We start from the raw sequence: 25,561 nt of genomic DNA, 5'->3' as shown, positions 1-25,561 counted from the left end.
AATCTAACAACTATTCGTTGTGGTCCGGGATGATGCTCAAATGTTACAATCTCCATTCGTGAACAACGCTAAAATAGTTATTTATTTTTTAGTTCCCGCTTGCCCCGTATAGTTTTTATCTGTTTTTTTCATTTCTTCCTCAGCACAATCTGCTCTGCTTCCTTCTTCACAATATAATCGTAAAAGTTACGCAATGCTTCATATTCTTCCGGCATAAAACTAGCCCTCGTAAAATTGATCATGGTGCGAAGTTGAACAAGATTGCCGTCTTGCTGAATAACATAGCGAAACACCGCACTCCCGTCGGGCAATTTAATGGTGGCAGCATGGGGTAGTTCATCCACCACATAATTATCTGGCAGCAGGCAATTAAGGGTGTACACTTCGTTGTGTACATAAGGCATTTCCACCGGGTAACGCCTTTCCATGGCAGAAAAGGGATTGGTGGTGGTGGCCGCGCCCAGTACAAGTGTAAGGTAAATACGCGCTACATCCTCTGAGCCCTTTAATTCGAAGTCAAAATTTTCGGTGACTGATTTATCCAGGCTATCCAGGTCTGCCAGCACCAGGTTGCTCACCTGGGCATCGGGGTTCAGGTTGTGTTGCAGCTTTTTCAGAAATGCTTCCTGCCCATTTTCTTTAAGGTCGTGGCGGATATCAAAAGAGTTATGATATCCTTCCTGTTCGCTAAAAGCGCCTTGCAGATTGCCGTTTGCATCCAGGGACACGCGCACGGAAGTAATGGTGGTTTCTATTAGGGAATCGCTGTAAAAGTATCGCGCTGGGGCTTCGGGACTCATCAGGCGTGCATGGCCGTTGTAGCAGTATAGTGGCAACTTACCAAAGCCTAATAAGGAAATGGAAGCATCCAATGCATATTCATTACCATCCACCTGCACCCAGGCAAGGGTATAGTTAAAGCGGCGATGAATGGGGTATTGCTCATAGGTTTTACCATGCTGGCGGGTGCTGAGGATCAGGGGCCAGGACAACAGGCCAGCTTGTTTGTACATGGCTACGAGCAGAAGATTAATATCGGTGCTATTACCCCGGCGGCTATTAAATACCTGGCGTAAGCTGCTCCCTTTCATGAAAAGGTCGTCGCGCTCCGTGCAGGTAAAATTACGCTGCACCCAGGTATACAGGGCCTTGGCGCGTTCCAGTTCACTATGCGCGCCAGCAGTTACTGTTTTGATGGTTTCGTTTAGAAAGAAATTATCTTTAGTCAATGGCTCCCCAAAGGTTTCGTCTTTAAACATTTCTTCCTGCATTTGCGGCCAGGTGGCCAGGATTTTTTTCTCGTCGCTATTGGGATAATGCACGGAGGCCAACTGGAATTCAATGCGGGAAATGTGGTTGCGCAAGGTAGTGGTAAACCTTTCATCGCGCAGGCCTGGGAGGTTGTGTCCCGTAAAAACGTGATCGGTTACCCCAGCGCTGGCAGTACCCCGCTCTGACAAAGCACCCAGCGCATTGGAGGGCTGGTAATTGAAGGCAAAAGTGGCCACCCTGCTGGTAGCTTTGTAAGGAATATCATAATAGCCCTGGCGTAAAAATACAAAGCTGTACCATTGCGGAATACTTAAAGCATACTCGCTCCATATGCGGGGGTAATAACCCTGGAAGTCCCAACTGGGGGGCGTTCTATCTACAAAATTAGAGCGGGTATAACTCACTTCCACGATCGTTCCTTCCTTTACGGCAGGCATGGAAAATTTCTTCACGACCCAGCGACCATCTTCTTCTTTTTCGGTAAAAACTGATTTGCTGTCTAGTTTTGTGGCCACCACCTGACCGTTTTCCAGGTTATAGGAAACGGCTTTCAGTTCAGACAGGTCATCGGCTTTTCCATTGCCACCGCCCTGGTAAAGATGTATTTCGAAATTAGCGGCATCATAGCCGCTTTTCTGGAGAATATGAATACGGGTGTACCGCTTAAAAACCATCTCCATCTCTCCGCTACGGTCGTTATAATAAGCCTTGCCTACATCTGCCAGGTACACCGCGCTGGCACCTGTATCCACCGCGTAGCGGATGGGTTTAAAATCTTCGGGAGATACCTTACCAAATTGATAAGGATTTTTTTCCTGGGCGTGGAGGGGCATAAAAAAGCCCATAAACAGCAGAGTGGTAAAAACAAAACAACGCAACATACAACCTGACAAATTCACTTGAGGGATACTACTGGCGGACAGGCCGCCCCGGCTAAATTCCAATCCAAGGTCACGGGGTAAAGATATATAAAATTTGACGCCGTGTGCTAGGAGTCAGATTTTTGTAGCTTTGCAAACATGAACCATGCAGCGCGGCATACCACATTTATCAAGCAACAAGCGGCGGCGCTGGGCTTCGACCATTGCGGCATTGCACAGGCCGTACAATTGGAAGACGACGCCCGTCGCCTGGAACGGTGGCTACAACAGGGTATGCATGGCGGCATGCAATACATGGAAAACTATTTCGACTTACGCATAGATCCCCGCAAACTAGTGCCGGGTGCGCAATCGGTCATCACCCTCCTGCTCAACTATTATCCCGAAACCTTGCAACGACCTGACGCGCCGCAGATCGCCAAATATGCCTACGGGGCCGATTATCACGAGGTGATCCGGGCCAGGTTAAACCAATTGCTGGCTAAAATGCAAACTGAAATAGGCCATATAGCCGGCCGGGGCTTTATAGATTCTGCGCCCGTGCTGGAACGCAGTTGGGCGCAGCGCAGCGGATTAGGATGGATAGGCAAAAACGGCAATATTATTCACAAGCAAGCCGGCTCCTTCTTTTTTATCGCCACCCTCATTGTAGACATTCCCCTGCAGTACGACGGTCCGGTGGCCAACCATTGCGGTAACTGCACCCGCTGCCTGGACGCCTGCCCCACCGGAGCGCTGGCTGCACCGGGCGTAGTAGATGGCAGCCGCTGTATTTCTTACCTCACCATTGAACTAAAAGACCTGCTTATTCCTGAAAGCTTTGCAGGACAAATGCAGAACTGGGCTTTCGGCTGTGATATATGCCAGGATGTATGCCCATGGAACCGGTTTGCACGCCCCCACCAGCAGGAGGCTTTTAAGCCACTACCAGTTATCTTAAACCTTAGTACCCGGGAATGGGAAGACATGTCAGAAGAAGCTTTCCGTAAGTTGTTTAAACATTCCGCCATTAAACGAAGCAAACACCGGGGTCTACAAAGAAATCTACAATTTTTAAAGCTAAAAGGCTAAGGGATACTGGGTTTGTACCCTGTTTACCGGGCAATTGCAGGATGTATACCTTTACCACTGCCTGATGAACAACAAGATTTTTTACAAACTTTTTATATCATTAACAAATCGTTCACTATAAAGCCTTTTGCGCCTCCTATCTTTATTTAGTTGATATTAAAGAGCAAAATTATATAAGGGTGCATTATCTAGTGCGCCCTTTTTTTGTCCTCCCCTGTGTAAAACACGTGGAATACTTCCCGGCCTCACTTTTGGATAAGCCTGCCGCTCCTATTAATTTTACAAGTATGGAAACAAGCCAACTTTTTATGGTTTTGCTGGGTTGCAAGCCTGCAGGACGGCATATTGAACAACACGATATTTTCTTTGGTATAGCCCCCGATATGAAAGCGCTGACACCCCATTTCCTGGACTTCTGGCCCAACGCCGGCAAGCTGCATGTGGATGGTTATCGTCCCGTGACTGTTGTAGAAGGTCACCGTATTCGCGTGGTACCGAAGCAGCCAACCCACCCGGAGGCGCCTAAACTTTTTTTTCTAAACCTGGGTGGGTACAAAGCAGGTGAACTGGAGGAATATCATTATAAAATGCTGAGCGTTAACACCCACCCCAGCGATGCTATAAACCGTGCCAAAGCCACCACCTTTTATAAACATACCGGCGGGCTAACCCTCAGCCCACATATCGACGATCAGTACGGAGTGGATGTAGATGATATTTTCAACGTAGAAGATATCCTGCCTCCCGCCTTCCGGGAGCACTATAGCCTGGAAATTACAGCGGAACCAGGTTTGCGTGACGTGGACGAATTGAAACTGGGTTATATTAAACTAAATATGCTCTGACTGCCCTCAATTGTTTACCAGCTCTACCTGGCTAACAGCAGGCTTATTAAGGCAAAATGTTTCGCTGAAAATATTTGGCCTTAATAAAAAAAAACACTAAACTTGCTGTGAGAATATAAGTGTTTAACATTAACGTGATATTCAAAATAAGTGCTTAACATTAAAACTTACAACGCAATATTCATAGTGTTAGATTAAAACTTACGAAGCAATTTTACACCGATAGATGTCCATGTCATTTATTCATCAATAATAGTTAGGCAGTAGTGTTTCATCAAAGCCTGTCTTACAGGTTTTTCATCCTTGTATCCATTTGTGATAAAAGCATTTCCTATATTTTACCTTGAAGTTTCTTTTTTAGACTAAGATTTTTTTATGAAGATATTTTGGCCCGCAGGCATCCTTTCACATGGTGGCATGCAGGTATTAAATTTTTGAGCGATGTCAAAGGCACGATAATCCGTCGTGTCAATTAACCCCAAAGTAAGGTCCCGCTTCCATAGCGGGACTTATTATTTACCCCCTTACTGTCATTGCACTTTCTTCTAGCTTACGGCTGTTATGCTGCTGCAATACGGGGAGCAGTAAAATAAAGGTTGATCCCTCTCCTTCCTGGCTGTGGGCACCAATGAGTCCCTGGTGTTTTTCAATGACCTTTTTAGCAATGGCCAGGCCTATGCCAGTACCTTCGTATTCTTCACGGGCATTCAGGCGTTGAAAAATAGTAAAAATCTTATCAAGGTATTTTTCATTAAACCCTATTCCATTATCCTGGATAAGAATGCGGCACCAGTCGCCGTGCGGATCCGGGGAGGCGTTCAGATCTTTATCTGCCACGAGTGTAGCGCTGATGCGGATTTCCGGTCTAACTCCTTTTTTATTGAACTTGAGCGAGTTACTAATAATATTTTGAAATACCTGCCTCATCTGTCCGGGTATTGCCTCAACTTGAGGAATATCAGCCACAAAAATCACAGCTTCCTTTTCCTGGATAGAAAGTTCCAGGTCGCTAAGGATGTCTGTAATAGTTTGATTAAGCTGCACCGGCTCAAAAACGCTATCCACGCTCAGCCGGCTATAACCCAGCAAGTCATTAATGAGCTTACTCATGCGTTCACTACTATTGATAATGCGGGCAATATACTGTAGCGACTCGTCTTCCCGGCCCAGGTGGCGATCCCTTAGAATGGAACTAAAAAGCTGAATTTTGCGAAGTGGTTCTTTGAGGTCGTGCGAGGCTACGGAAGCAAATTGCTGCAGGTCGTGGTTACTCACTTCCAGGGCCAGGTTCATGGCTTGAAGCGCTTCTGTGCGTTCCTGCACCCGCTGTTCCAGGATCTCGTTAGCTTGTTTCTGATGGGCAATATCGGTGAAGGTACCAACCCACTTTACCGTTTGCGTACCTTCCTTTACAGGCGTTACCCGTAGCAGATGGCAGCGGTAATCAGCATTAATATGTTTATTGTTTAGGCTACGTCTTTTAATATACACCTCTGCTTCGAGCGATTGGCCGGAGGCCAACGCCCGGGCCAGTTGCTGCTCTAAAGGCGTTTGCCCGGGCAAGGTTTCGGGCCAGGAAAACAAATCCGGACTGTAAGCGTACCAATGCTGGTTGGCATAATCCAGGGTACCATCTGCCCGGGCGGTAAAAGCAATCTGAGGAATACTTTCCAATATGCTGTGCAATTCCCGCACGGTTTCGTTGAGAGAGGCCTGGGCTTGTTTGCGCACGTCTATTTCTTCTTGCAGGGATACCTGCATTTCGCTGAGTTGCTTGGTTTGCTCGTAAAGTTTATAGAAGGTTTTTACTTTTAACAGCAGGATGTCTGGGTCTACAGGCTTGGTAATATAATCTATACCACCGGAGGCATAACCCCTGGTCACGAATTTCTTATCTTTATTTACTGCCGAAAGAAATATGATAGGTACATCCTTCGCCTTACTGTAGCCGGAAATGGCTTCGGCCACCTCAAAACCATCCATGCTGGGCATTTGCACGTCGAGGATAATGAGTATATAGCTGTTTTTAAGAATTTTTTTCAGTGCTTCTTCCCCCGACAAAGCTGTGTCTACTTCAAAGTTGTACAGCTCTAAAGTTTTTTTTAGCGAGAATATATTTTCTGGTTTATCGTCAACGATCAGGATCATATTCCGAAAGTTCATTTTTGGTGAGTCAGTATCGCTGATCACTATTGATTGAGATGAGGCGCATATTTCCCCATTTTACAAAGCAGCAAAGGTATACGTTAAAATTTCACAGGTCGTTAGTGCCTTGCCTATAAAAATGGCTAAGAAATCCATCAAATACTAAGCCAAAGTTGCCACTGACGGGCCATTCTACCGGGTTACTGCTGCGAATTTGTTGATAAAAGGAGCTATTTCTTTGACTTGGAGGATTTTGTCTACCCCACCTTGTTCCACAGCTTGCTGGGGCATATAGCGAACTTCTGCAGAATTGGGATCTTGAACGGCCACCATACCACCCATTTTATGCACATGATGCAGGCCTAGCACACCGTCTGCATTGGCACCGGAGAGCAGGATGGCCAGCAAACGAGGACCGTAAAGGCGCGCGGCACTGGAAAAAGTAACGTCTATACTAGGTCGGGAAAAATTTATTTTTTCAGAATAGTCTAGGCTGAGGGAACCATTACTTTCCAGTAGCAGGTGATAGTCTGGCGGCGCCAAATATATAGTGCCGGGTTGCAAAAGGTCCTTTTCTTCGACCTCCTTTACAAGCAGCCTGGTGCGGGAGCTGAACAAATCTATTAATACGGAATCTGCATAACTTTTACGATGCAGCACAATTATAATCGCCACTGCCAATGGCACGTCGAGCCCCGGAAGCATTTGCAACAGTACTTCTAGGCTTCCGGCACTTCCGCCGATGACTACCAGTGAGAGAGGGTTCATCATACTTACTTTCAATTATTTGGGAACGTCTTGCAGGAATGGCTAACGTTTATATACTCACCTTTCTCCAGATTTTTTCCCGTTTATCTATTTGCCGGAATTTATGCACTTCCGCTGTAAATTTCAACGTTTCCTTAGATCCTAATCCAAGATAACCCAACTGCTCCAAACTTTCGCTAAAAAGCTTCAGCACCTTGTCTTGCAAATCTTTGTTGAAATATATCAGTACGTTCCGGCAAATAATGAGTTGAAACTCATTGAACGATCCATCGGTCACTAAATTATGCGGGGCAAAGATCACTTTGCGACATAGGCTTTCGTTAAATTTTGCATAATCGTATTTGGCCGAATAGTAAGCGCTGAAATCGTGCTGCCCTCCGCTGGCTATGTAATTTTGAGAATACTGTTGCATGTTGGCGATAGGGAAAATGCCTTTACGGGCTTTTTCCAGTACTGCCGTATTGATATCGGTGGCATAGATCACCGATTTATGCAGGAGATTAGCTTCCTGAAGCAGTATGGCCATAGAATATACTTCTTCGCCAGTACTACAGCCGGCATGCCAGATTCGGATGAACGGGTAGGTGGCCAGCATGGGCAGCACTTGTTTGCGCAACGCCAGATAGAATGAAGGATCACGGAACATTTCTGTAACATTTACCGTGATTTCTTCTACAAAATGCTGGATGTAAGCCGGATCATTGCGTACCCGGTAACGAAATTCCGCAAAGCTGGGAAAGCGATCCATACTAAACAACCGGTTAATACGACGCTGCATACTGGCCAGTGAATAGTCAGTAAAGTCGTAACCATAACATTCAAGCATGTCATTGAGCAACACACCAATCTCCTCTTCCTTAACAGCGTTCAATTCCACGTTAAATAGATAAATAGTCCTTTAATTGTCCAATCAGCACATCAATGTTAATCGGTTTTGAAATATAGGCATTAGCGCCAGCTTCCAAACATTTTTCACGGTCGCCCACCATAGCCTGTGCGGTTACAGAAATGATGGGAATGGATTGTTTTCCTGGAAGGGCGCGCAATAGCTGAATTGCTTCATAACCATCAATTTCCGGCATCATCATGTCCAGTAGCACCACCTCTATTTCCGGTTGCTTTCTTAACATGGCCATACCATCTTTCACGCTGGTGGCGGATAAGGTGGTAAATCCTTTGGCTTTCAACACAGCCTGCAAGGCAAAAATATTGCGGGAATCGTCGTCAATAATTAAAATTCTATTCACGGGTTTGTTATTGTTTTTAGAAGTATGAGGGACACCAAGCTGCATTAGTATTTTTTACCTTTATCATATAACCATACACGTAGCAAAGATAATAACTGGTCTACATCCACGGGCTTGGAAATATAATCGGAAGCACCCGCAGCTATACATTTTTCCCGGTCGCCCATCATTACTTTGGCGGTTACTGCGATCACCGGCAATTGCCTCCATTTATGGTTATCACGAATGTGTGCAATGGTTTCGTAACCATCCATTTCGGGCATCATCATATCCATCAGCACTATATCTACCGGGTGCAGCTCCAATTGGTCCAGTGCCTCCTTCCCGTCTATGGCGGAGATCACGTTCATATGATGCTTTTCCAGCGACTTGGTTAATGAATAAATATTACGCACATCATCATCGGCCACCAATACAGTTTTCCCATTAAGTACTTCATTCAAGCCATTTCCCATCGGTGATTTACTGCGGGGGGTGGCGGAAATGTTTTGCTCCTCCACCAAATGAAGGAACAGTGAAATTTCGTCCAGGATGCGCTGGTAAGAATGTGCTGTTTTAATCACGATAGAGTCTGCATATTGGTGAATGCGCTGCTCTTCCAACTTACTAAGGTTTTTGCCCGTAAAAATAACAACCGGCACGCTTTCCATGCCAGCGCTAACTTTCAGGGCCTCCAGGGTTTCATATATCCTGGGATCAGGGATGCCCATATCCAATATTACACAATCGATATCTTTTTCCAACAGCAATTTTAAGCCATCGTCTAACCGCTCAATAATCTCGGTGTTTACCTGGTAAGTTCCGAGAAAATAGGCTAATGCTTTTGCATGTTGGGCATTCTCCTCCACGATCAATACTTTCTTTGGATGCTTATTCAAAACGTATTCCAGTTTTGCAAACACATCGGGAAGCTGTTCGAAAGCCACGGGTTTATTAATAAAGTCTATCGCGCCATGGTTGAGACTTTCTTTTTTCATCTCCATACTAGACATCATATGCACGGGTATGGGCCGGGTAAGCGGGTCGCTTTTCAATGCGTCCATCACCTGCCAGCCATCCTTTATGGGCAGCATAATATCCAGCAGAATGCCTAAAGGGCGAAATTCGCGGGCCAGTTGTATACCCTGGTCGCCCCGTACTGCTACCAAGCCCTTATAACCCCGGGCGCGGGTATAGTCTAGCAGCGCTTTGGCAAAAGCCCTATCGTCTTCAATAATCAGAATTATTTTATCGCCGGCATGTAGCTGCGCCCTGTCATCGGGTACGGGTTCCGGAATGAAATCGGCTATGTAGTGGGCTGGCTCGGCCTGGGCTACAGAAACCGGCTGTACCACCCTTTCGGGGGCTGCCACTACCGGTGCCGGTGCCACGGGCAGCACGGCTGGTTTTGCAATTGGCACTACCACGATGAAGGTACTACCCTCTTCAGGCACACTTTCCACCGCTATTCGGCCACCCAGCAGTTTCGTGATCTCCCGGCTGATGCTCAGTCCTAACCCGGTGCCACCAAATTGGCGGCGGGTGGTGCCATCTGCCTGACGGAAGGCCTCGAAAATCACATCTTGTTTTTCCAATGGAATACCAATACCTGTATCTTTTACGCGAAACTGTACCTCTTCTGCCCCCAGTGCAGACACCTGCAAATAGATGCCCCCCTTTTGGGTAAATTTCAACGCATTACTCAATAAATTTTTCAATACCTGGTCTAGTCGCTGCCGGTCTGTTTCAATAAATTCCGGGGTGCCTTCCTGGAGTTCCCAAAAAATTTCCAACCCTTTTTCCCGGGCCATGGGATTGTACAACGCCTTGAGATCTTCTAGGAGCAATGCTAGTTTTACCGGCTGGTATTCCAGCTCCATCTTACCGCTTTCTATTTTACTAAGGTCTAATATTTCATCGATTAGCGATAGCAGGCCTTTACCGCTTTTAAGGATCACTTGCGCATATTCTACCTGTTCTTCGTTGAGATTGCGTCCATGATTTTCCTCCAGGAGCCGGGAAAGCAGCAGGATAGAATTGAGGGGCGTGCGTAACTCATGGCTCATGTTGGCCATGAACTCCGATTTATAACGCGTACTCTGGGTCAAGGCTTCGGCCTGCCTTTGTATGTCGAGATTGCGGGCAGTAATTACCTGGTTCATTTCTTCCAGCAATCGGCTGCGCGCAGTTAGTTCCGCGTTATTCTGTTGTAGTTCTTCCTGCTGCACGCGTAGTTCTTCATCGGATGCCTGTAGTTTTTGTGTTTGGAAAGACAGTTCTTTATTGAGGGCTTCCAGTTCGCTGTGTTGGGTTTGCAATTCTTCGGTCTGGGACTGTGTTTCTTCCAGCAGTTCCTGCATGCGCAAGCGGCCGCGGGCCGACTGTAAGGCAATGGCGATACTGCCTGCGGCTTCCTCCACGTATTCCTTGGTGCCGCTAGCAAAGGGCTGGGTAGCGCCCAGTTCTACCACACCTTCCACCTGCCGGTTATGCAGGAGCGGCACGATAAGGGTATGGGCAGGCATGGTTTCGGCAGTGGCGCTGCTGATGCGGATAAAATCATCGGCGGTATGTTGCAGCAGCAACACTTGCCGTTTTTCGGCGGCCTCGCCCAGCAGGGTTTTTCCTATGGCAATGTGCTCCGGCACCGGGAAACGTTCGTTAAGGGCATATCCGGCGCTAAACTCCAGCCATTGCTGGTTGCGGATGTACAGCACACCCACATGCGCCTGGAGATAATTGGCCAGGGTATGTAGGGCTACCTTGCCCAGGGATTGCAGGTCGTTTTCTACAATTAGTTTTTCACTCAATTCATTTAGCCCGGTTTGTACCCAGAGCGCCTGGTTGTTATTATCCTGGTAGGCCTTAAGATCGTTGCGCATGCGTACCAGCGCCTGCCCCAGCAAATCCTCCGCGCTGCGGGGTTTGATAACTACATTTAAACGCCCCTGCCCAATGTCGTTGGCGGCTTGGGCCAGTTGTACATTGTGCTGGTCTATCTGCGCAAATGCCTTGGTAAGCTGCCCAATAGAATCGCGGGTATAGGCAGGCAGCTTTACACCGGTGGCCCCCCTGGCAATGCGGATAGCTGCCCCTTCCAGCTCCCGGAGCTGGGCCGCCATGTTGCGCAGGGTACTGCCAATAATGTACAATACCAGCCCAATCAATAATATAAGTATAATAAAACTCCGGATGCGTAGATAGGACTGCCGATCATAAATTTTTCCTGTACTGCTGTTAATGTTTGCTATCAGGTTTGTTTCTACCTCTTTCAGTGGGCGCAATCCATTAATGCTATTAGCCCACCAGTTTTCCGGCTGCATTGCCTGGTCTATCTGTCGGCTACTTATAAAACGCCCGATCACATCCATGGTAGTATGATAGGCATCATTCTCGGATGCGCGTTGCCAGGCCACTTTTATTTCTGAGGGAGCTTGCTCGTCAAATTCGGCCAACAAAGAATTATAAATTTCCAGGTTGCTTTGCATTTGTTCCACATCGGCGAAGTCGTTGCTGCCCTTAACCAGGAGCATGTACAGGTCTAGCCGCATAATGCCCAGATAGGTAGTCATCTGCGACAGGATGTTTTTGGCACGTAGGTAGGGATTTAGCTGGCGGGCAGCGGGAATATCCGGTAAGTTATTGATAACAAGCCCATTGAGTCTCAAGATGATGGCGGAAAAATACTGCATGGCTGCATGCTGGCTCATCTCATTATTATCCATCAGCTTACGTTTGGCATTTAGCAAAGCAAGCAATGAGTTGTTTTCAAAATTGGTAGCAGGTATTTGAAGCTTGGTTTCCAGGTTGTTAATAGCGGCGTCAGTTTTGCTGCGTTGCAACAACATTTCATTGACATTGTCACTGTGAGAAAAGTAATAGCGCACAGTATAGCGACGTTCCTTCTGTAGCTCATCTACAATATTCATGATGCCTATCGTTTCGGCTACGCCCACCCTGAGTTGTTGAACAGCCTTAACCTCCTCGGTTTGTCTAAACAAAAGCTGAACGGAGAAATAGACCATACAAACCAAGGGTATAAGCACAACTAGAGAAAGCTTAACGTGGAGGGGTAAGCGTTGAAAAAAATTTCTCATATAAACGATGTGGGGATACTGTTCCTACTAATAAATTAAACATTATTTTAAATGTACACCAATTGTAGATGCAATAAGCACATGACATGCCAAATAAAAACAGGCACCCGAATGGGCGCCTGCGTAAAATTGGCTAGGTTATGAATAAAAAAAAAATTGAGTAGATTGAGTATGCAAGTTAAAATTAATATTAGTTAACAGGTTGTTAACGATGCCAGATCATCTTAGCTTTTTATCTTTACTCCTATAAAATACCACATGCCACAACAAAGTGCAGGCATCTTACTTTACCGCTTTTATCAGGCACACTTGGAAGTTTTACTCGTACACCCTGGCGGCCCTTTCTGGGCGCGCAAGGATGTTGGTGTCTGGTCTATCCCCAAAGGACTAATTGATACAAACGAAAATCCGCTGGCTGCCGCGCAGCGGGAATTTGCAGAAGAAACCGGCCACACGCTTGCCGGGCCATTCCATACTTTACAACCCATCCGGCAAAAAACCGGGAAAGTAATATACGCCTGGGCTACTGCCGGCAACCTGGATGCCGCCGCTATTACCAGCAACACCTTTACCATGGAGTGGCCCCCAAAATCCGGTATTCAAAAATCTTTCCCGGAAGTAGACAAGGCAGGCTGGTTTGATATTTCCACGGCCAGGGAAAAAATCCTTCCTTCGCAGGTGGCCTTGCTTAACGAGCTGGAACAACTATTGGCATAAACCTGCCCACTGCCCCCATCATAGCCGCCTAATACTTGGCTAATCTCCACTTGCAACACTTACCCACTTTTACTATCTTGTTGTCACTTTCTCATTTTTTAGGTTGCCAGGCCTACCATTGCCACCACGGTGGGCCAGGCACCGGATAAGCCGCTTTAACGGGCCTCCCGGCACAACTATTATTTATATGCTCTATCCAAAAAATATATGGCGCCATACTGCAGAAGTTCTACTGCTCGCAGTAATGGCAGGTGGTTGCCACCAAACGGCTACCAATACGGCCAGCACCTTCTCTATAGATACTAGTGGCAAAGCATCGCGTAGCTTGACCTGCATTAACCCGGCATCACGATCTGCACTCATGGCGCAAAAAAGTAATAACGGCGGCAGTCAGCCAGTAGCCGGCCAGTCGCCGGCCCAGGCAGGCGTGCTGGATACTGCACATTGGCCAGCTAAGCCCTGGCCCCCTCATATGGTTTGGATTCCTGCCGGCCATTTTATTATGGGCGGCGTGGGCAGCGAGGCCCGCAAGGATGAATATCCCGTACACCCGGTAAAAATAACAGGCTTCTGGATGGATAAAACAGAGCTTACCATTGGTGCGTTTAAACGTTTTGTGCGGGCCACTGGTTTCATTACTGAGGCAGAAAAAACACCGCAATGGTCGCAACTTAAACAGCAGCTACCCCCTGGCACCCCGGAGCCGGAGCCAGGTACCCTTCTAGCAGGCGGGCTGGTATTTACAAAAACCGATGGAGCGGTACCGCTGGATAATATTGCACGCTGGTGGCAGTATGTACCTGGGGCCAACTGGCGACATCCCAATGGGCCTGCCAGCGATGTGTGGAGCACCTCCCAATTCGACAACCATCCGGTAACCCAGGTATGCTGGTACGATGCCGTGGCTTATTGTAAATGGGCGCACAAACGCCTGCCCAGTGAAGCAGAATGGGAGTACGCCTGCAGGGGCGGGCTGTCGGCCAAAGAATTTGCCTGGGGCGACGACGCTCCTTCCGCTACAAATATCAAAGCCAATTTATGGGAGGGTGATTTCCCTTATAAAAACCTGCTACATGACGGCTATGAGCTGAGCGCCCCGGTAATGTCGTATAGTCCTAATGGTTATGGTCTTTACGATATGATAGGTAATGTATGGGAATGGTGCAGCGATTGGTACCGCCCCGATACCTATTCCCAAGTTCTGCCCAACGCCACCGATCCTGCAGGCCCTTCCAAAGCCTACGATCCGGATGAACCTTATGCACAAAAAAAGGTAATCAGGGGGGGCAGTTTTCTGTGTAACATTCATTACTGCGCAAGCTACCGGCCTTCGGCACGAATGAAAACCGACCCCTATTCGGGGGAAAACCATACCGGCTTCCGCCCTGTAATGAGCGAAGAGGAATGGCGAAAAAGTAACCATCTGCTGGCCAGTAAGTAGTAAGATAAGGAAGAAGATATAACTTAACCTGAACAGCGATAACATGCCTTCATAAAAAAAGGCATCCGCAGTTGCGAAAGCCCATTCCGGTGCCAACCGGTTACATATTATAAACTTAGTAAGATTTTACAAAATAAATAAAGTAGTGCTTTTACCCTGCGTTATAGCCGGAATACTAACAACACCAATAACATACAGATCAAAGATACGGTCAGTAAATCCGCTGCCCTCATACACAACAAGGCTGTTTTTACCTTACGCTTTTCCGTAACATCCTGTGTCATGAACATGTAACTCCGCAAAGCTTTGCTATTCACCCGGCGATACCAGTCGAATTTAATGTGAGAATGCGCTGATCGCTGCAAACGGCCCAACATAAATACGGCCACCAGCATAAATACAAAAACAAAAACAACGCAAGCAATTAAACAAGATGCAATAATATCAGACATAAGTTTAAGATTCAACCATTCAACATCTCATCATAAGCTACTCATATGCCACTGTTAAGATAATAAATTTTCTATTACATAATAAATATGCCATTTATTTTTGAGCTGCGTGTAACCATTGCCGGTAGCCACTTTCAGCAAGTTGATCATCTTACTTCACTTCATTATATTAAATAAATTATTATAATAAAATCATTTCACATATCAACAACCCTATAAATAATTAGCTTATAAAAAAAATGCAACAGACATTTACCGGACCTTTTTTCAGGTCTGGCAAATATCTGTTGCAGTAACTACTCACCACCATTATAAAAACTTAATCATGCTGTACGGTAGGCTTTAGTATTTTGTACATCACCGGTGTTACCAAACGTGTAAGAATGGTAGAACTGATTAAACCTCCAATAAGTACCCAGGCCAGTGGAGAATACAATGGACTGCGTTCCATCACCAGCGGAATAAGGCCACCAATCGCAGTGAGTGTGGTGAGAATAATAGGCAGAAAACGGGTTTCCCCGGCTTCCTGGATGGCTGCTTCCAAGTCCATACCACCTGCACGTAGCTGGTTGGTATAGTCTACCAGCAAAATACTGTTCTTCACCTCAATACCCGCCAGCGCTATAATTCCGATTACGGATATGAAGGAAAGTGTATTACCCGTAATAAGCAGGATAGCTACCGTACCCACGATGCCCAATGGAATGACAGACAGCACAATGAGCGTGCTTTTAAAGGTCTTAAACTCCAGCAGCAAAATGCCTAGGAATGCAAAGACGGTGATCACGATAATAGTACCCAGGTTACCAAAACTTTCTTGGCTGCTTTCTACTTCGCCCGCCATCATATAGTTGTAGCCGCTAGGAAACTGTAATTGTTGCAAGCCTGCTTCTATCTGTTGGGTGGTTACAGCGGTGTTGTAGCCGTTTTTCACGAAGCTGGTCACCAGTGCATAACGGTTTTTGTTGTAATGCTTAATCTGTGGCACAGAGGTTTCAAATTCCAGGGAGGCCAGTTGCTGAAGTGGTACCATAGCGCCGCCTGGTGTGGGAATATAAATTTTATTAAATGCCTCCAGCGTTTGGTGCTGATCGCGGGGCAGCGAAAGGTTAATAAAATAGTTATCCCCCTTTTCATCTTTATACTGGGCCACGTTAAGGCCTGCAATGCCCATGCGCACCATGCGGTCTATATCGCTGGTGGCTATACCCAGCAAGGCTGCCTTGTCTTTATTTATCAGAAGGTGAATGTCTGTTTTGTAAGTTTGCAAGGGGTTGTTCACGTAGATGGTGCCGGGTGTGCGGTGCATCAGCTCTTCTACGCGGGCGCTCAGATTGCGCAAGGTGTCCAGGTTATCGCCAAACAAACGGATGGCGATGGGCGCTTCCTGCGCAGGGCCTTGTTCAAACTGTTTCACTTCAATTTTAGCATCAGGATAATGATCAAAACGAAGTCGCAGCGTATCTACCAACCTTTCCATTTCCGGTACCTCTATTGGATGCAGGCGAATGAAAAACTGCGCAAAGTTGGCCGCTTCGTTATGCTGCGCCTGGTTGTAATATACCGCCGGATTGCCTTTGCCGGTATTGCTAAACACGGTCTGGATATCCTGGTGCAGCAGCAATTCTCTTTCCACGAAGCGGGACACGCTGTCTGTTTTATCCAAGCTGGTACCCAGCGGTGTTTCTATATTAATAAGGAACATGGGTTTTTCCGAACGCGGAAACAATCCAAAGCCCACTACTTTAAACAACAGGCAGCTTACCATAAACAAAGCTGCCGCAAATGCAAGCGTCCAATAGGGTTTGCCTAATGCCAGGTGCAGCAGGGGGCGATAGGAACCATTGATGGCCTTTTGCAATTTACGCAGCACGATATTGCCGTCTGCATGTGCATGCGAGCGTAAAATAAGGCGGGATAGGAAGGGTACGATCGTGAGGGATACAAATAACGATGCCAGTACCGTCGTCACCACCGCCATGGGCAGGCTGCGGATAAAATCGCCGGCACCTTCCGGCAAGAAGAGGATGGGCAGGAAGGATACGATGAGGATGGCCGTACATCCCAGCACAGCTACGCTGATCTGCTTTGTGGCGTCTATGGCGGCGCGTATGGGCGTGGCACCCTGGCGCAGATAACGTTCTATGTTTTCTATAACTACAATGCTATCGTCTACCAGTAATCCTAGTGCCACAACCATCCCTACAATGCTTAACTGGTTAATGGTGAAACCCAGCATTTGCAAAAGGAACAAACCAATGGCTATAGAGAGTGGGATGGATATCATTACCACCGAAGAAGCGCGCCAGCCCAGAGGAATAAGGGTTATGGCCACCAGGAGGATGGCAATAAGGAAGTCGCGCCCAAAGTGAGAGAGCCGTTTCTCTACATCCCTGGCTTGTACAAAACCTTCTTCCAGTTGCATACTGCCTGGCAAGTTCTTTTTAAAATCAGCAATGATGGGTTCTACGGCTTTATTGATCTGCAGGATATTGGTACGTTCCTTTTCATTGGCTGAAATAAACACACCGCGTTTGCCATTATATCGGGTAATATAACTAGGCTCCTCGTCATCCATGCGCACGTCTGCCAGGTCGTGCAGGAATACCATTTTATCGCCGGCGGCGGTGATCACTGTATTGCTGATCTCGGCTAAGCTGGCATAATCGCCATTGGTTTTAATATTGAACCGCTTGCCACCTGCGTCTATGTTACCGCCGGGAATGTTTAGCGCACCAGCCTGCACTGCGGCAATGATACGGTTTAGCGGAATGCGTTGCTGGGCCATCTTCTCCAGGTCTATAGATACCCGGATCTGTTGCTGCGGATACCCGTGAATTTCCACTTTTTTCAGATCCTCCACCTTTTCCAATTGGGTCTTCAACGCATCGGCCACATCCCACAATTGTTTGTAGGTGGCGCTTTCACTGGTAAGGGCCAGTTGGTATGTATTTACGTTAGACGACGCTGATTTTTTCACGTCCAGGCTTAGCAGCGCTTCCGGCAAAGCACTACGAATACTGTTCAACTCCCGCACCACCTCGTTGTATTTATCATCGGCATTGGTCTTGTAATCAAATTCCAGGTCGGTAACCGAAAGACCGTCGTTGATATCGGAACGAATACGTTTTATATCAGATAGTTCGTGCAGTTTATCTTCAATGGGCTTAGCAACCAGCTTCTCCATATCATTAGGACTAGTGCCAGGATATACGGCGATGATGGTGAAGCGGGCCACCTTAAACGGTGGATCTTCCCCCCTCGGCATATTGAGCAGGGAGGTAAGTCCCAGGGCCAGTACCATCAGGAAAATGACGATGGTAAACTGGTAATTTTTTACGGAAAATTCGGTAATACGCATAACGGTAATTTTAAAGTGCGTAAGTATTAATGCATTTCTGTTACAAATGAATTTTCCCGGAGAAAGGAAGCGCCGTCTGTCACCACGCGCGAAATATTTTCTAGGCCTTTATCCACACCCACTGCGTCTTTCAACTGGCAGGAGATATTTACTGCGTGCCGTGTTACCGATTTACCATCTGCATTAATCGTATATACGTAAGCGGTAGTATGGTTTACTTCGGTAATGGCTGCTACCGGAATAAAAAACAGGGGTACGGCATGCGAGGGATAAATACTGATTTTGGCCGTGAGTCCATTGGCTAGGGTAAAATCACCGGGCAATACTTTTAATTTAATGGGAAAGGTGCCAGTAGCCGGATCGGCCTCCTCTCCCCTTTCTGTGAGAATGGCCTTCCATGTTTTACCGGGATAAGCATCCAGTTGCAGTGTAGCGGTGTCGCCCACGGCCAGGCGGGCCCAATCGCGGTCTGCCACGCCGCTGCGGATCACCCAATCGCTGGCATTGGTGCTGTTAATCACATATACCGTTTGGCCGGGGGCGGCCACTTCGCCGGTGTTCATCATTTTATGAAGTACGCGGCCAGACTGGTTGGCGTAAATGGCGGCGTATTGTTCATTGAACCGGGCGATGTGAAGTGCCTGTTGGGCTATGTCTACATCGGTCTGGCTATTCTCCAGTTCTTCCCGCGTAGCGGTGCTATCGTTATATAAATTTTCTGTGCGTTTTTGCCGGCGCATTGCCTTGTCAAAACTTTGCTGGGCCTGCATAGCCTGTGCATGGATTTCGGTGATATTCAAGGTACCCAATAGTTGACCAGCATGTACCGCATCGCCTTCATCCACATGGAGCTGGGCAATGACGCCGCCAGTCTTAAACGATAACCTGGCCTCTTTATCAGACCCAATGGTGCCGCTGCTCACAATGGGCGCTACATACTGGCGTTGCTCCACAGCGGCAGTTTTTACTGGCGTGCGCACGATGGTTTCTTCCTTTGCGGGCGCTGCACCGCCACAAGATACCAGCAACACGATGGCGGGAAGGCCATAAAAAAATAACTGTTTCATGCTATAATGTTTTGTGTGTTGTATAAATTTTTATAAAGGATAAGCGGCGGTTACCTGCTCCAGTTCCGCCTCCCGAGTGAGTACTTCAGTAAGGGCCAGTTGGTAAGCCAGTTGGCTATTCACAAATTGCGTAAAGGCGTCGCTCACTTCCAGGAGCAGTACCAGGCCTTCGGCATAGCGTACTTTGGTTTCCCGGTAATACTCCCTGGTGGCGCTTTGACTAGCGAGGGCACTTCCCAGACGTGCCTGTGCATTGTGCAGGTTCGTTTGCGCCGTGGTAAGCTCCAGGGCAAGCTGCTGCTGGGTTTCGGCTAGTTGGTTTTGCAGGGAACTGCGGTCTACTTCCGCTTGCTTTAATTGCGCTCTGCGCTGGTTACCATTGAATAAAGTCCATTTCAAAGACACTCCGCCAAACAGGTAGCGCTGGTCGGAACTAAAAGTGTATCCAGTACCCTGGTAGCCCCCGTTGATAAAAGTGGAGAGTTCGGGAACGTAAGCTGCTTGTTTCATTTTCACCTGCAGGTTAGTTTGTGTTAGACCGCTTTGCAGCACCTTCAGCTCATCCCTGCCGGTTACTGCTGCTGCGGAAAGCGCAGGCACCGTATCCGGCAAAGCGGCCGCATATACCGAAGTATCTGCGGGGATAGGCGTTTCCAGGGGCTGGTTTAGCAAGAAATTGAAGTAAGCTTTAGCCACTTGAACATCATTGGTGGCGGCGGTCAGCAATGCATCGTTTTGATGAATGTCTGCATCCACTTTCAGGAGGTTGCCTCTCAGGGCTTTGCCGTTATTTACCAGCGATGAGGTGCTGCGGTACTGTTCTTTCAGCAAGGTGGCCGCATTGTTGTAGATATCCTGCTGGCGCAGGCTGTTCAGGTAATTGTAGTAAGCAGCTTTCAGATCTTTCACCAGGTTGCGTTTGTATACATTCACCATTGCCTGTTGCTGGGTAATCATCTCCCGGTGTATTTTATAGTTATACCAGATTTCTGTATTGATCAGTGCCATGCTGGCCTGCAGGCGGGTATCCTGAAAATTGTTGGGCAGGAACAAGACTTGCTGATTAGGAATATTGGAAAATTTTTGTCCCTGTTGCAATTGATTCAACGACTGGTAAATAGGATTAAACAAATCGCCCAGGGGCAGGTCTATTTTACGTCCCCCGTTGGCGTAGTTATAGTCTGATAAAAAAGAGAGCGAAGGATAAAACAGGCCTTTGGCTTCTTGAAGGGCTAGTTGGGCTTTTTCCAAACTTTGCTGCTGTCGCTGCAGTGAAAGATTGCTTTGCAATCCCTGCCGGATGTACTGCTCCAGCACGGGCAGCTGGGCCAACACGCTGCCCATGGCGACAAGCAGCAGGCAAGTAGTGAGCAATAAATTTTTCATGATGATTAGTTTAAAGTGAATGTTATTTACTTAATGAACATTGTTCACTAGATAAGTAAAAAATAAAAGGCTTATTGCCTTTCGTTTATAAAATGAACATTGTTAAGCTATAAATTCTAAAAAAAACGGATGCGCTCATCCGAATTTATATTGTCAAAACCCCCTAGACAATTCCCTAAATACCACTCTTTGGCGGAAAGTGCAGCAAATATTACCCTTCTTCAATAATGATTGCCTTTAAATAGGCGTCTACTGCATCCTTCAGAAAATTATCCATTGTAAAAGGGGTCAGCACCTTACATTCTATCATGATGAGGCGCTTACGGTGGTACAATGATATTAGCCCATGCAGGGTACTCCAGCATAACATAGCGCCAATCTCTGCATTTTCATAACGTACCCGTTTTTGCGCAATGCAGGCTGCCAGGATAGATTGCAGGACTTCCAGCGAATCAGTTCCTGCCTGGAAGTCGTGTTCGTCGTGTACCATTTCCATGGGTTTGCGCATTATGAACATCAGGTCATAATAACTGGGATTTTCCGCAGCAAAGTTCATATACAACAGGGCCACTTCCCGCAGCGCGCCAACAGGGTTAGTGTCCGGGAGGTTTTGCATGTGGGCTAATTTATCCAGCAGTTTTTGAAAGCCCTGCGACATCAATTCATGAAACAAATCTGTCTTGTCTTTAAAGTACAGGTAAATAGTACCCACGCTGTACTCTATCTTTTCCGCAATACCGCGCAGGGAAGTTTTTTCATATCCATCCTGGATGAACATGGCAGCCGCAGCCTCCAGTATTTTGGCCCGCATTTCCTGCCGCTCCCGGTCTTTCCTTTCTGTAATACCCATGAAAATTTATTGACAACGCAAAAATACTGAACACTGTTCAGTATTTCAATTAATTTTTATAAATATTACTAACAAGTTAATTATTAATGTATTAATATTAATCTGGGCCATTATTATAAGTGCCTAGTAAAAGCTAACAAGCTTAAGGTAGTAAGAATAGCTATGTCCACAAGCAAAAATCACCAATTAAGGAATAATGAACACGTATTACTTACCTAGCATTCTTTTTTACGCCTGGTTTCATATAGAGGTGATTAATTAAGAAGGCGGTGATCGCACCGCCTTCTTATATGCCCCACCATGCCGCATAACTTTTACTGGACTGGTTTTATTCTTTTCCCAGGCTTTGCACCGGGTTCACCATAGCCGCTTTGATTGCCTGGTAGCTAACGGTAAGCAGGGCAATGGCTACCGATAGCAAACACGTCATGGCAAATATCCACCATTGTAAAGTAACCCGGTATTCGTATCCTTGTAGCCATTTGTGCATGACCCAATAGGCCAAGGGCGTTGCCAGTAAGAACGAAACAATGACCAGCTTCACAAAATCCATAGATAATAAAGCCGTAATGCCCGCTACCGAAGCACCCAGTACTTTCCGCACGCCAATTTCTTTTGTCCTGTTTTCCGCCATATAGGTAGCCAGCCCAAATAATCCCAGGCAGGAAATAAAAATGGTAAGCCCTGCAAATAATGCAGCTAAAGTTCCCTGGCGCTGCTCGTTAGCAAATTTCTTCGCATAGGCCTGGTCTGTGAACTGATAGTTGAAAGGATAATCCGGGTTGTATTTTTTAAAAATAGCGGCTACTTTTTCCAGGTTTTTAATCATGCTATTGTTTCCATTTAATTTTATCAGTATCACCTGGAAATTTAAAAAGCTACTCTTGGCCCCACAAATTAATATGGGCCTGGTAGGCTCATAAGGGCTGGTGAATATAAAATCTTTAATTACACCTACTATGTGCCAATTCACGCCAAGGTCCGATACCGTTTTACCGATAGGGTCTTTGAACTGCATAACCTTCAACGCCGATTCATTAATGATTAGCCCTAACGAATCTGTCGGGAATTTCTTAAGGTCGAAGTCACGCCCCTGCACAAACTGTAATCCTGCAGTGGCCCCCAAGCCGTCATCCGATAAATACCGGTCGAAAGAGGTGTGGTTGTTTGGGTCTTTTCCTTCCCATCCCTGCCCCCATCCATTGCTCCATCTTTCGGTGAGCGGGGAGTTTGTTTTGGTCATGGAGGTGGCAACACCCGCAGAGAGCAATTCATTTTTTATGAGCGCATAATGACGGGGAATATCACCCGTCATGAAAAGATAGATAAGGTTATCCTTGATATACCCTGTTTTCCGGTTACGGGCATAATCTATTTGCTGCTTTATCACGATGGTGCAAATGATTAACACAATGGCAAAGGAAAACTGCAACACCACCAGCGCCTTCCTAGGTGTTACCAATGCATGTGCTTTTTTAAAGGTGCCTTTTAATACCTGTATGGGCTGAAAAGCGGAGAGAAAGAAGGCCGGATAACTACCGGCCAGTAATCCCGTAAACAGGATAAAGCCACCAATGGCTACCCAGGTAATGGCACTTCCAAAGTTAATGAACAATCTTTTATCTGTAAGTTGGTTATAGGCAGGCAGGCTTACCTGTACCAACAGCAGGGCTACTATGCCGGCCAGCAGGGCCAGGAAAACAGATTCGCCGATGAACTGGGCAATCAGTGCACTTTTCTGCGCGCCTACTACTTTTCGTATTCCAACTTCCTTGGCCCGTTTTTCACTGCGTGCAGTGCTTAGGTTCATAAAATTAATGCAGGCAATTAATAATATAAAACCGGCTATTATAGTAAAGAGTTTTACAAACGTAATACGGCCACCATTGTCTTCCACCCCATTGGTAAAACTGGAGTACAAACGCCACCGTTGCATCGGATAAATGAACAGTTCCCACTTCATGGTTTTGGCCTCCTCACTGTAACGTTGCTTCAGCACTTTTAGTTTGGCCGCCACAGTAGCATAATTGGTATGGGGCTTCAGCATCACAAATGTAAGGGTACTGTTATCGCTCCAACCCAAATCCGTTCCTTCCCGGTATTTTAAATAAGACCGGGGTAATAAATAATCAAAGTCAAACCGGGTATTGTTAGGGAGATCTTTTAAAATACCTGACACCGTCATTTGATCCTCATTATTGATCTTGATGATTTTTCCGATCGCATCCTTGTTTCCAAATAGGCGCTTAGCCGTTTTTTCCGTCAGCACAATGGTATGCATATCATTCAGTGCGGTGGTAGGATTACCCTCCATCATGGGAAAATCAAACATCTGTAGAAACCCGGTATCTACGATATTGCCCGTCATCTGTAGCTTTGTATCTCCTACAGACAGCAGTCCTTTATGTAGAATGAACCTAACCACGCGTGCTACTTCCGGCAGGTCTTTTACCAGCGCAGGCGCCAGCGGGGCAGGTACAGAATTCCAGCAAGAAATTTCACCACCCATTGACACGCGATTCCAAACCTCGTATATCCGGTCTTTATTTTGGTGGAATGCATCGTAACTTCTTTCATTTTGTACCCACAGCAAAATAAGTATTGCAGCCGCCATCCCTATGGCAAGGCCTGTAATATTGATGATAGAAAACCCTTTATTACGCAACAGGTTCCGGAAAACAACCTTAAAGAAATTATGCATCATATGCCTGAATTATTTATGGAACATTATGACCTCCGTGGTGGTACACCAAGACAATGCCGGATAATGACGGCATTGATTTTCAGGATGATATTTAAAATCCACAAAAGCAAATGTTCACTTTCGGTACATAACCCTTCCGTTATTGAACACCCTTATGGCAGGGAGCTCCGCCTCCACCCCCTTCACCCGCAGGAAGCGATGTAATAACCTGTTTTGCAGCGGGTATTTTGATAGGAAATATAAACATAAAAGCGGCGATGTTTCCACCGCCGCTTCATCTATTTATTTTCACCTATCTTGTCTTTATCTTTGAAGTATTACCGGGTTGTATATCCCCCATTTGCAAAGATAGTCTGACCCGTTATCCACCAGCCTTTGGTCACCAAAAATTCTACCAGGGGTGCAATGTCTTTGATATCTGTTAATCCGCCTAAAGCGGATGCAGATTTATGATAAGCAACGGCATCTTCTGATTCCTGTCCATAAAAAAAAGGGGTATCCATGGGACCCGGCGCTACCGATGTTACTGATATTCCCCTGCTGCCAAACTCCTTAGCAGCTGCCCTGGTAAAGTCTTCTACCGGTGCCTTCGCACCTGCATAAGTGGAATAATAACCAGTAAAAGCAGCCAGCAAGGAAGTAACGATGGTACAGATCTTCCCATTATCATTTAATTCTTTGCCAGCTTCCTGTATAAAAAAGTAGGCTACTTTTGAATTAATATCAAACATACTATCGTACTCAGATTCTGAAGTATCGCTGTAGGGCTTCTTTAATACCTTACCTACAGTATTAATGGCGACATCTATACCGCCATATTTCGCCTTGGTTTCGGCAAAAAAACGCCTAATATTATCTACCTGCGTAAGATCGGCCTGGAACAAAAAGGCCTCTCCACCTGCATTACTAATGTCTGCCAGCGTTTGCGCCGCATCTGCCTTTGTTGCATCGCTGTTATAATGAATGGCCACTTTTGCGCCCAGTTTTGCGAAGTTACGGCTGAGTAGCCCGCCCAAGTTTTTAGCGCCCCCCGCAATCAATACTACTTTTCCTTTTATATCATTATCCCTTAACATACTCTTATGACTTTACTCCTAATTGAAATATACTGGCAAGCTTTTCTGTGCATAATGTTCAATAGCCGGTATACTTCTAAAACAGCAAGAAGACAAAAAAGGGTGATGAGAGAAAAATAAAAGGCTCATTTTTTTTATACGGATAATCTGCCAGATAAGGGCATGTTTCTTACTGATACAGCGTTTGGCGGCAGTAATTTTT

16 protein-coding genes are annotated in these 25,561 nt (G+C 46.4%); 4 read left to right on the top strand and 12 right to left on the bottom strand.

Annotated elements, in window-relative coordinates; genetic code table 11:
- Nucleotides 1–128: 128 nt before the first annotated feature.
- Nucleotides 129–2,153, bottom strand: a complete 2,025-nt coding sequence (locus tag GA0116948_RS07325; RefSeq protein ID WP_089710635.1) for a transglutaminase domain-containing protein — start codon at nt 2,151–2,153, stop codon at nt 129–131.
- A 138-nt stretch (nt 2,154–2,291) separates the two neighbouring features.
- On the opposite strand from GA0116948_RS07325, the gene queG reads away from it, so the two are divergent.
- Both queG and GA0116948_RS07315 read left to right on the top strand, forming a co-directional pair.
- Nucleotides 2,292–3,224, top strand: coding sequence for a tRNA epoxyqueuosine(34) reductase QueG (gene queG / locus GA0116948_RS07320; RefSeq protein ID WP_089710633.1), 933 nt, complete (start codon nt 2,292–2,294; stop codon nt 3,222–3,224).
- Nucleotides 3,225–3,511: 287 nt separating this feature from the next.
- On the top strand, nt 3,512–4,069 hold the full coding sequence (locus GA0116948_RS07315) for a DUF1543 domain-containing protein (RefSeq protein WP_089710631.1): 558 nt from the start codon (nt 3,512–3,514) through the stop codon (nt 4,067–4,069).
- Between the two features lie 516 nt (nt 4,070–4,585).
- Here GA0116948_RS07315 and GA0116948_RS07310 read toward each other — a convergent pair.
- The 5 genes from GA0116948_RS07310 to GA0116948_RS07290 form a co-directional block, all read right to left on the bottom strand.
- A complete protein-coding gene (locus GA0116948_RS07310) occupies nt 4,586–6,217 on the bottom strand; it encodes a hybrid sensor histidine kinase/response regulator (RefSeq protein ID WP_089710629.1) in 1,632 nt (543 codons plus the stop codon).
- A 189-nt stretch (nt 6,218–6,406) separates the two neighbouring features.
- Nucleotides 6,407–6,985: a chemotaxis protein CheB gene (locus GA0116948_RS07305; RefSeq protein WP_205686075.1), complete on the bottom strand. Its 579-nt coding sequence runs from the start codon at nt 6,983–6,985 to the stop codon at nt 6,407–6,409.
- A gap of 46 nt (nt 6,986–7,031) precedes the next feature.
- A complete protein-coding gene (locus tag GA0116948_RS07300) occupies nt 7,032–7,859 on the bottom strand; it encodes a CheR family methyltransferase (RefSeq protein ID WP_240619163.1) in 828 nt (275 codons plus the stop codon).
- A 1-nt stretch (nt 7,860) separates the two neighbouring features.
- On the bottom strand, nt 7,861–8,229 hold the full coding sequence (locus GA0116948_RS07295; RefSeq protein ID WP_240619164.1) for a response regulator: 369 nt from the start codon (nt 8,227–8,229) through the stop codon (nt 7,861–7,863).
- Nucleotides 8,230–8,273: 44 nt separating this feature from the next.
- Nucleotides 8,274–12,233: a response regulator gene (locus tag GA0116948_RS07290; protein WP_165798375.1), complete on the bottom strand. Its 3,960-nt coding sequence runs from the start codon at nt 12,231–12,233 to the stop codon at nt 8,274–8,276.
- 330 nt (nt 12,234–12,563) lie between these two features.
- Between GA0116948_RS07290 and GA0116948_RS07285 the strand changes: the two genes are divergently transcribed.
- Complete coding sequence (locus GA0116948_RS07285; RefSeq protein WP_089710621.1) at nt 12,564–13,022, top strand: NUDIX domain-containing protein; 459 nt, start codon at nt 12,564–12,566, stop codon at nt 13,020–13,022.
- Nucleotides 13,023–13,209: 187 nt separating this feature from the next.
- The gene (locus GA0116948_RS07280) at nt 13,210–14,463 is read left to right on the top strand and encodes a formylglycine-generating enzyme family protein (protein ID WP_089710619.1); all 1,254 of its coding nucleotides are present in this window, start codon (nt 13,210–13,212) and stop codon (nt 14,461–14,463) included.
- 771 nt (nt 14,464–15,234) lie between these two features.
- On the opposite strand, the gene GA0116948_RS07270 is transcribed toward GA0116948_RS07280, so the two are convergent.
- The 6 genes from GA0116948_RS07270 to GA0116948_RS07245 form a co-directional block, all read right to left on the bottom strand.
- A complete protein-coding gene (locus GA0116948_RS07270) occupies nt 15,235–18,276 on the bottom strand; it encodes an efflux RND transporter permease subunit (RefSeq protein ID WP_089710615.1) in 3,042 nt (1,013 codons plus the stop codon).
- 26 nt (nt 18,277–18,302) lie between these two features.
- Nucleotides 18,303–19,343 (bottom strand): efflux RND transporter periplasmic adaptor subunit, encoded by a 1,041-nt coding sequence (locus tag GA0116948_RS07265; protein WP_089710613.1) that lies wholly within the window; start codon nt 19,341–19,343, stop codon nt 18,303–18,305.
- Between the two features lie 30 nt (nt 19,344–19,373).
- The gene (locus tag GA0116948_RS07260; RefSeq protein WP_089710611.1) at nt 19,374–20,729 is read right to left on the bottom strand and encodes a TolC family protein; all 1,356 of its coding nucleotides are present in this window, start codon (nt 20,727–20,729) and stop codon (nt 19,374–19,376) included.
- 211 nt (nt 20,730–20,940) lie between these two features.
- Nucleotides 20,941–21,579 carry a TetR/AcrR family transcriptional regulator gene (locus tag GA0116948_RS07255; protein ID WP_089710609.1) on the bottom strand — a complete coding sequence of 213 codons (639 nt, stop codon included), beginning with the start codon at nt 21,577–21,579 and terminating at the stop codon, nt 20,941–20,943.
- Between the two features lie 328 nt (nt 21,580–21,907).
- A complete protein-coding gene (locus GA0116948_RS07250; RefSeq protein ID WP_089710607.1) occupies nt 21,908–24,283 on the bottom strand; it encodes an ABC transporter permease in 2,376 nt (791 codons plus the stop codon).
- Nucleotides 24,284–24,600: 317 nt separating this feature from the next.
- Complete coding sequence (locus GA0116948_RS07245; protein WP_089710605.1) at nt 24,601–25,359, bottom strand: SDR family oxidoreductase; 759 nt, start codon at nt 25,357–25,359, stop codon at nt 24,601–24,603.
- Between the last annotated feature and the right edge of the window lie 202 nt (nt 25,360–25,561).

Source organism: Chitinophaga costaii, from assembly GCF_900094705.1.
GTDB classification, from domain to species: domain Bacteria; phylum Bacteroidota; class Bacteroidia; order Chitinophagales; family Chitinophagaceae; genus Chitinophaga; species Chitinophaga costaii.
This window is presented reverse-complemented; position numbering and strand designations above follow the sequence as displayed.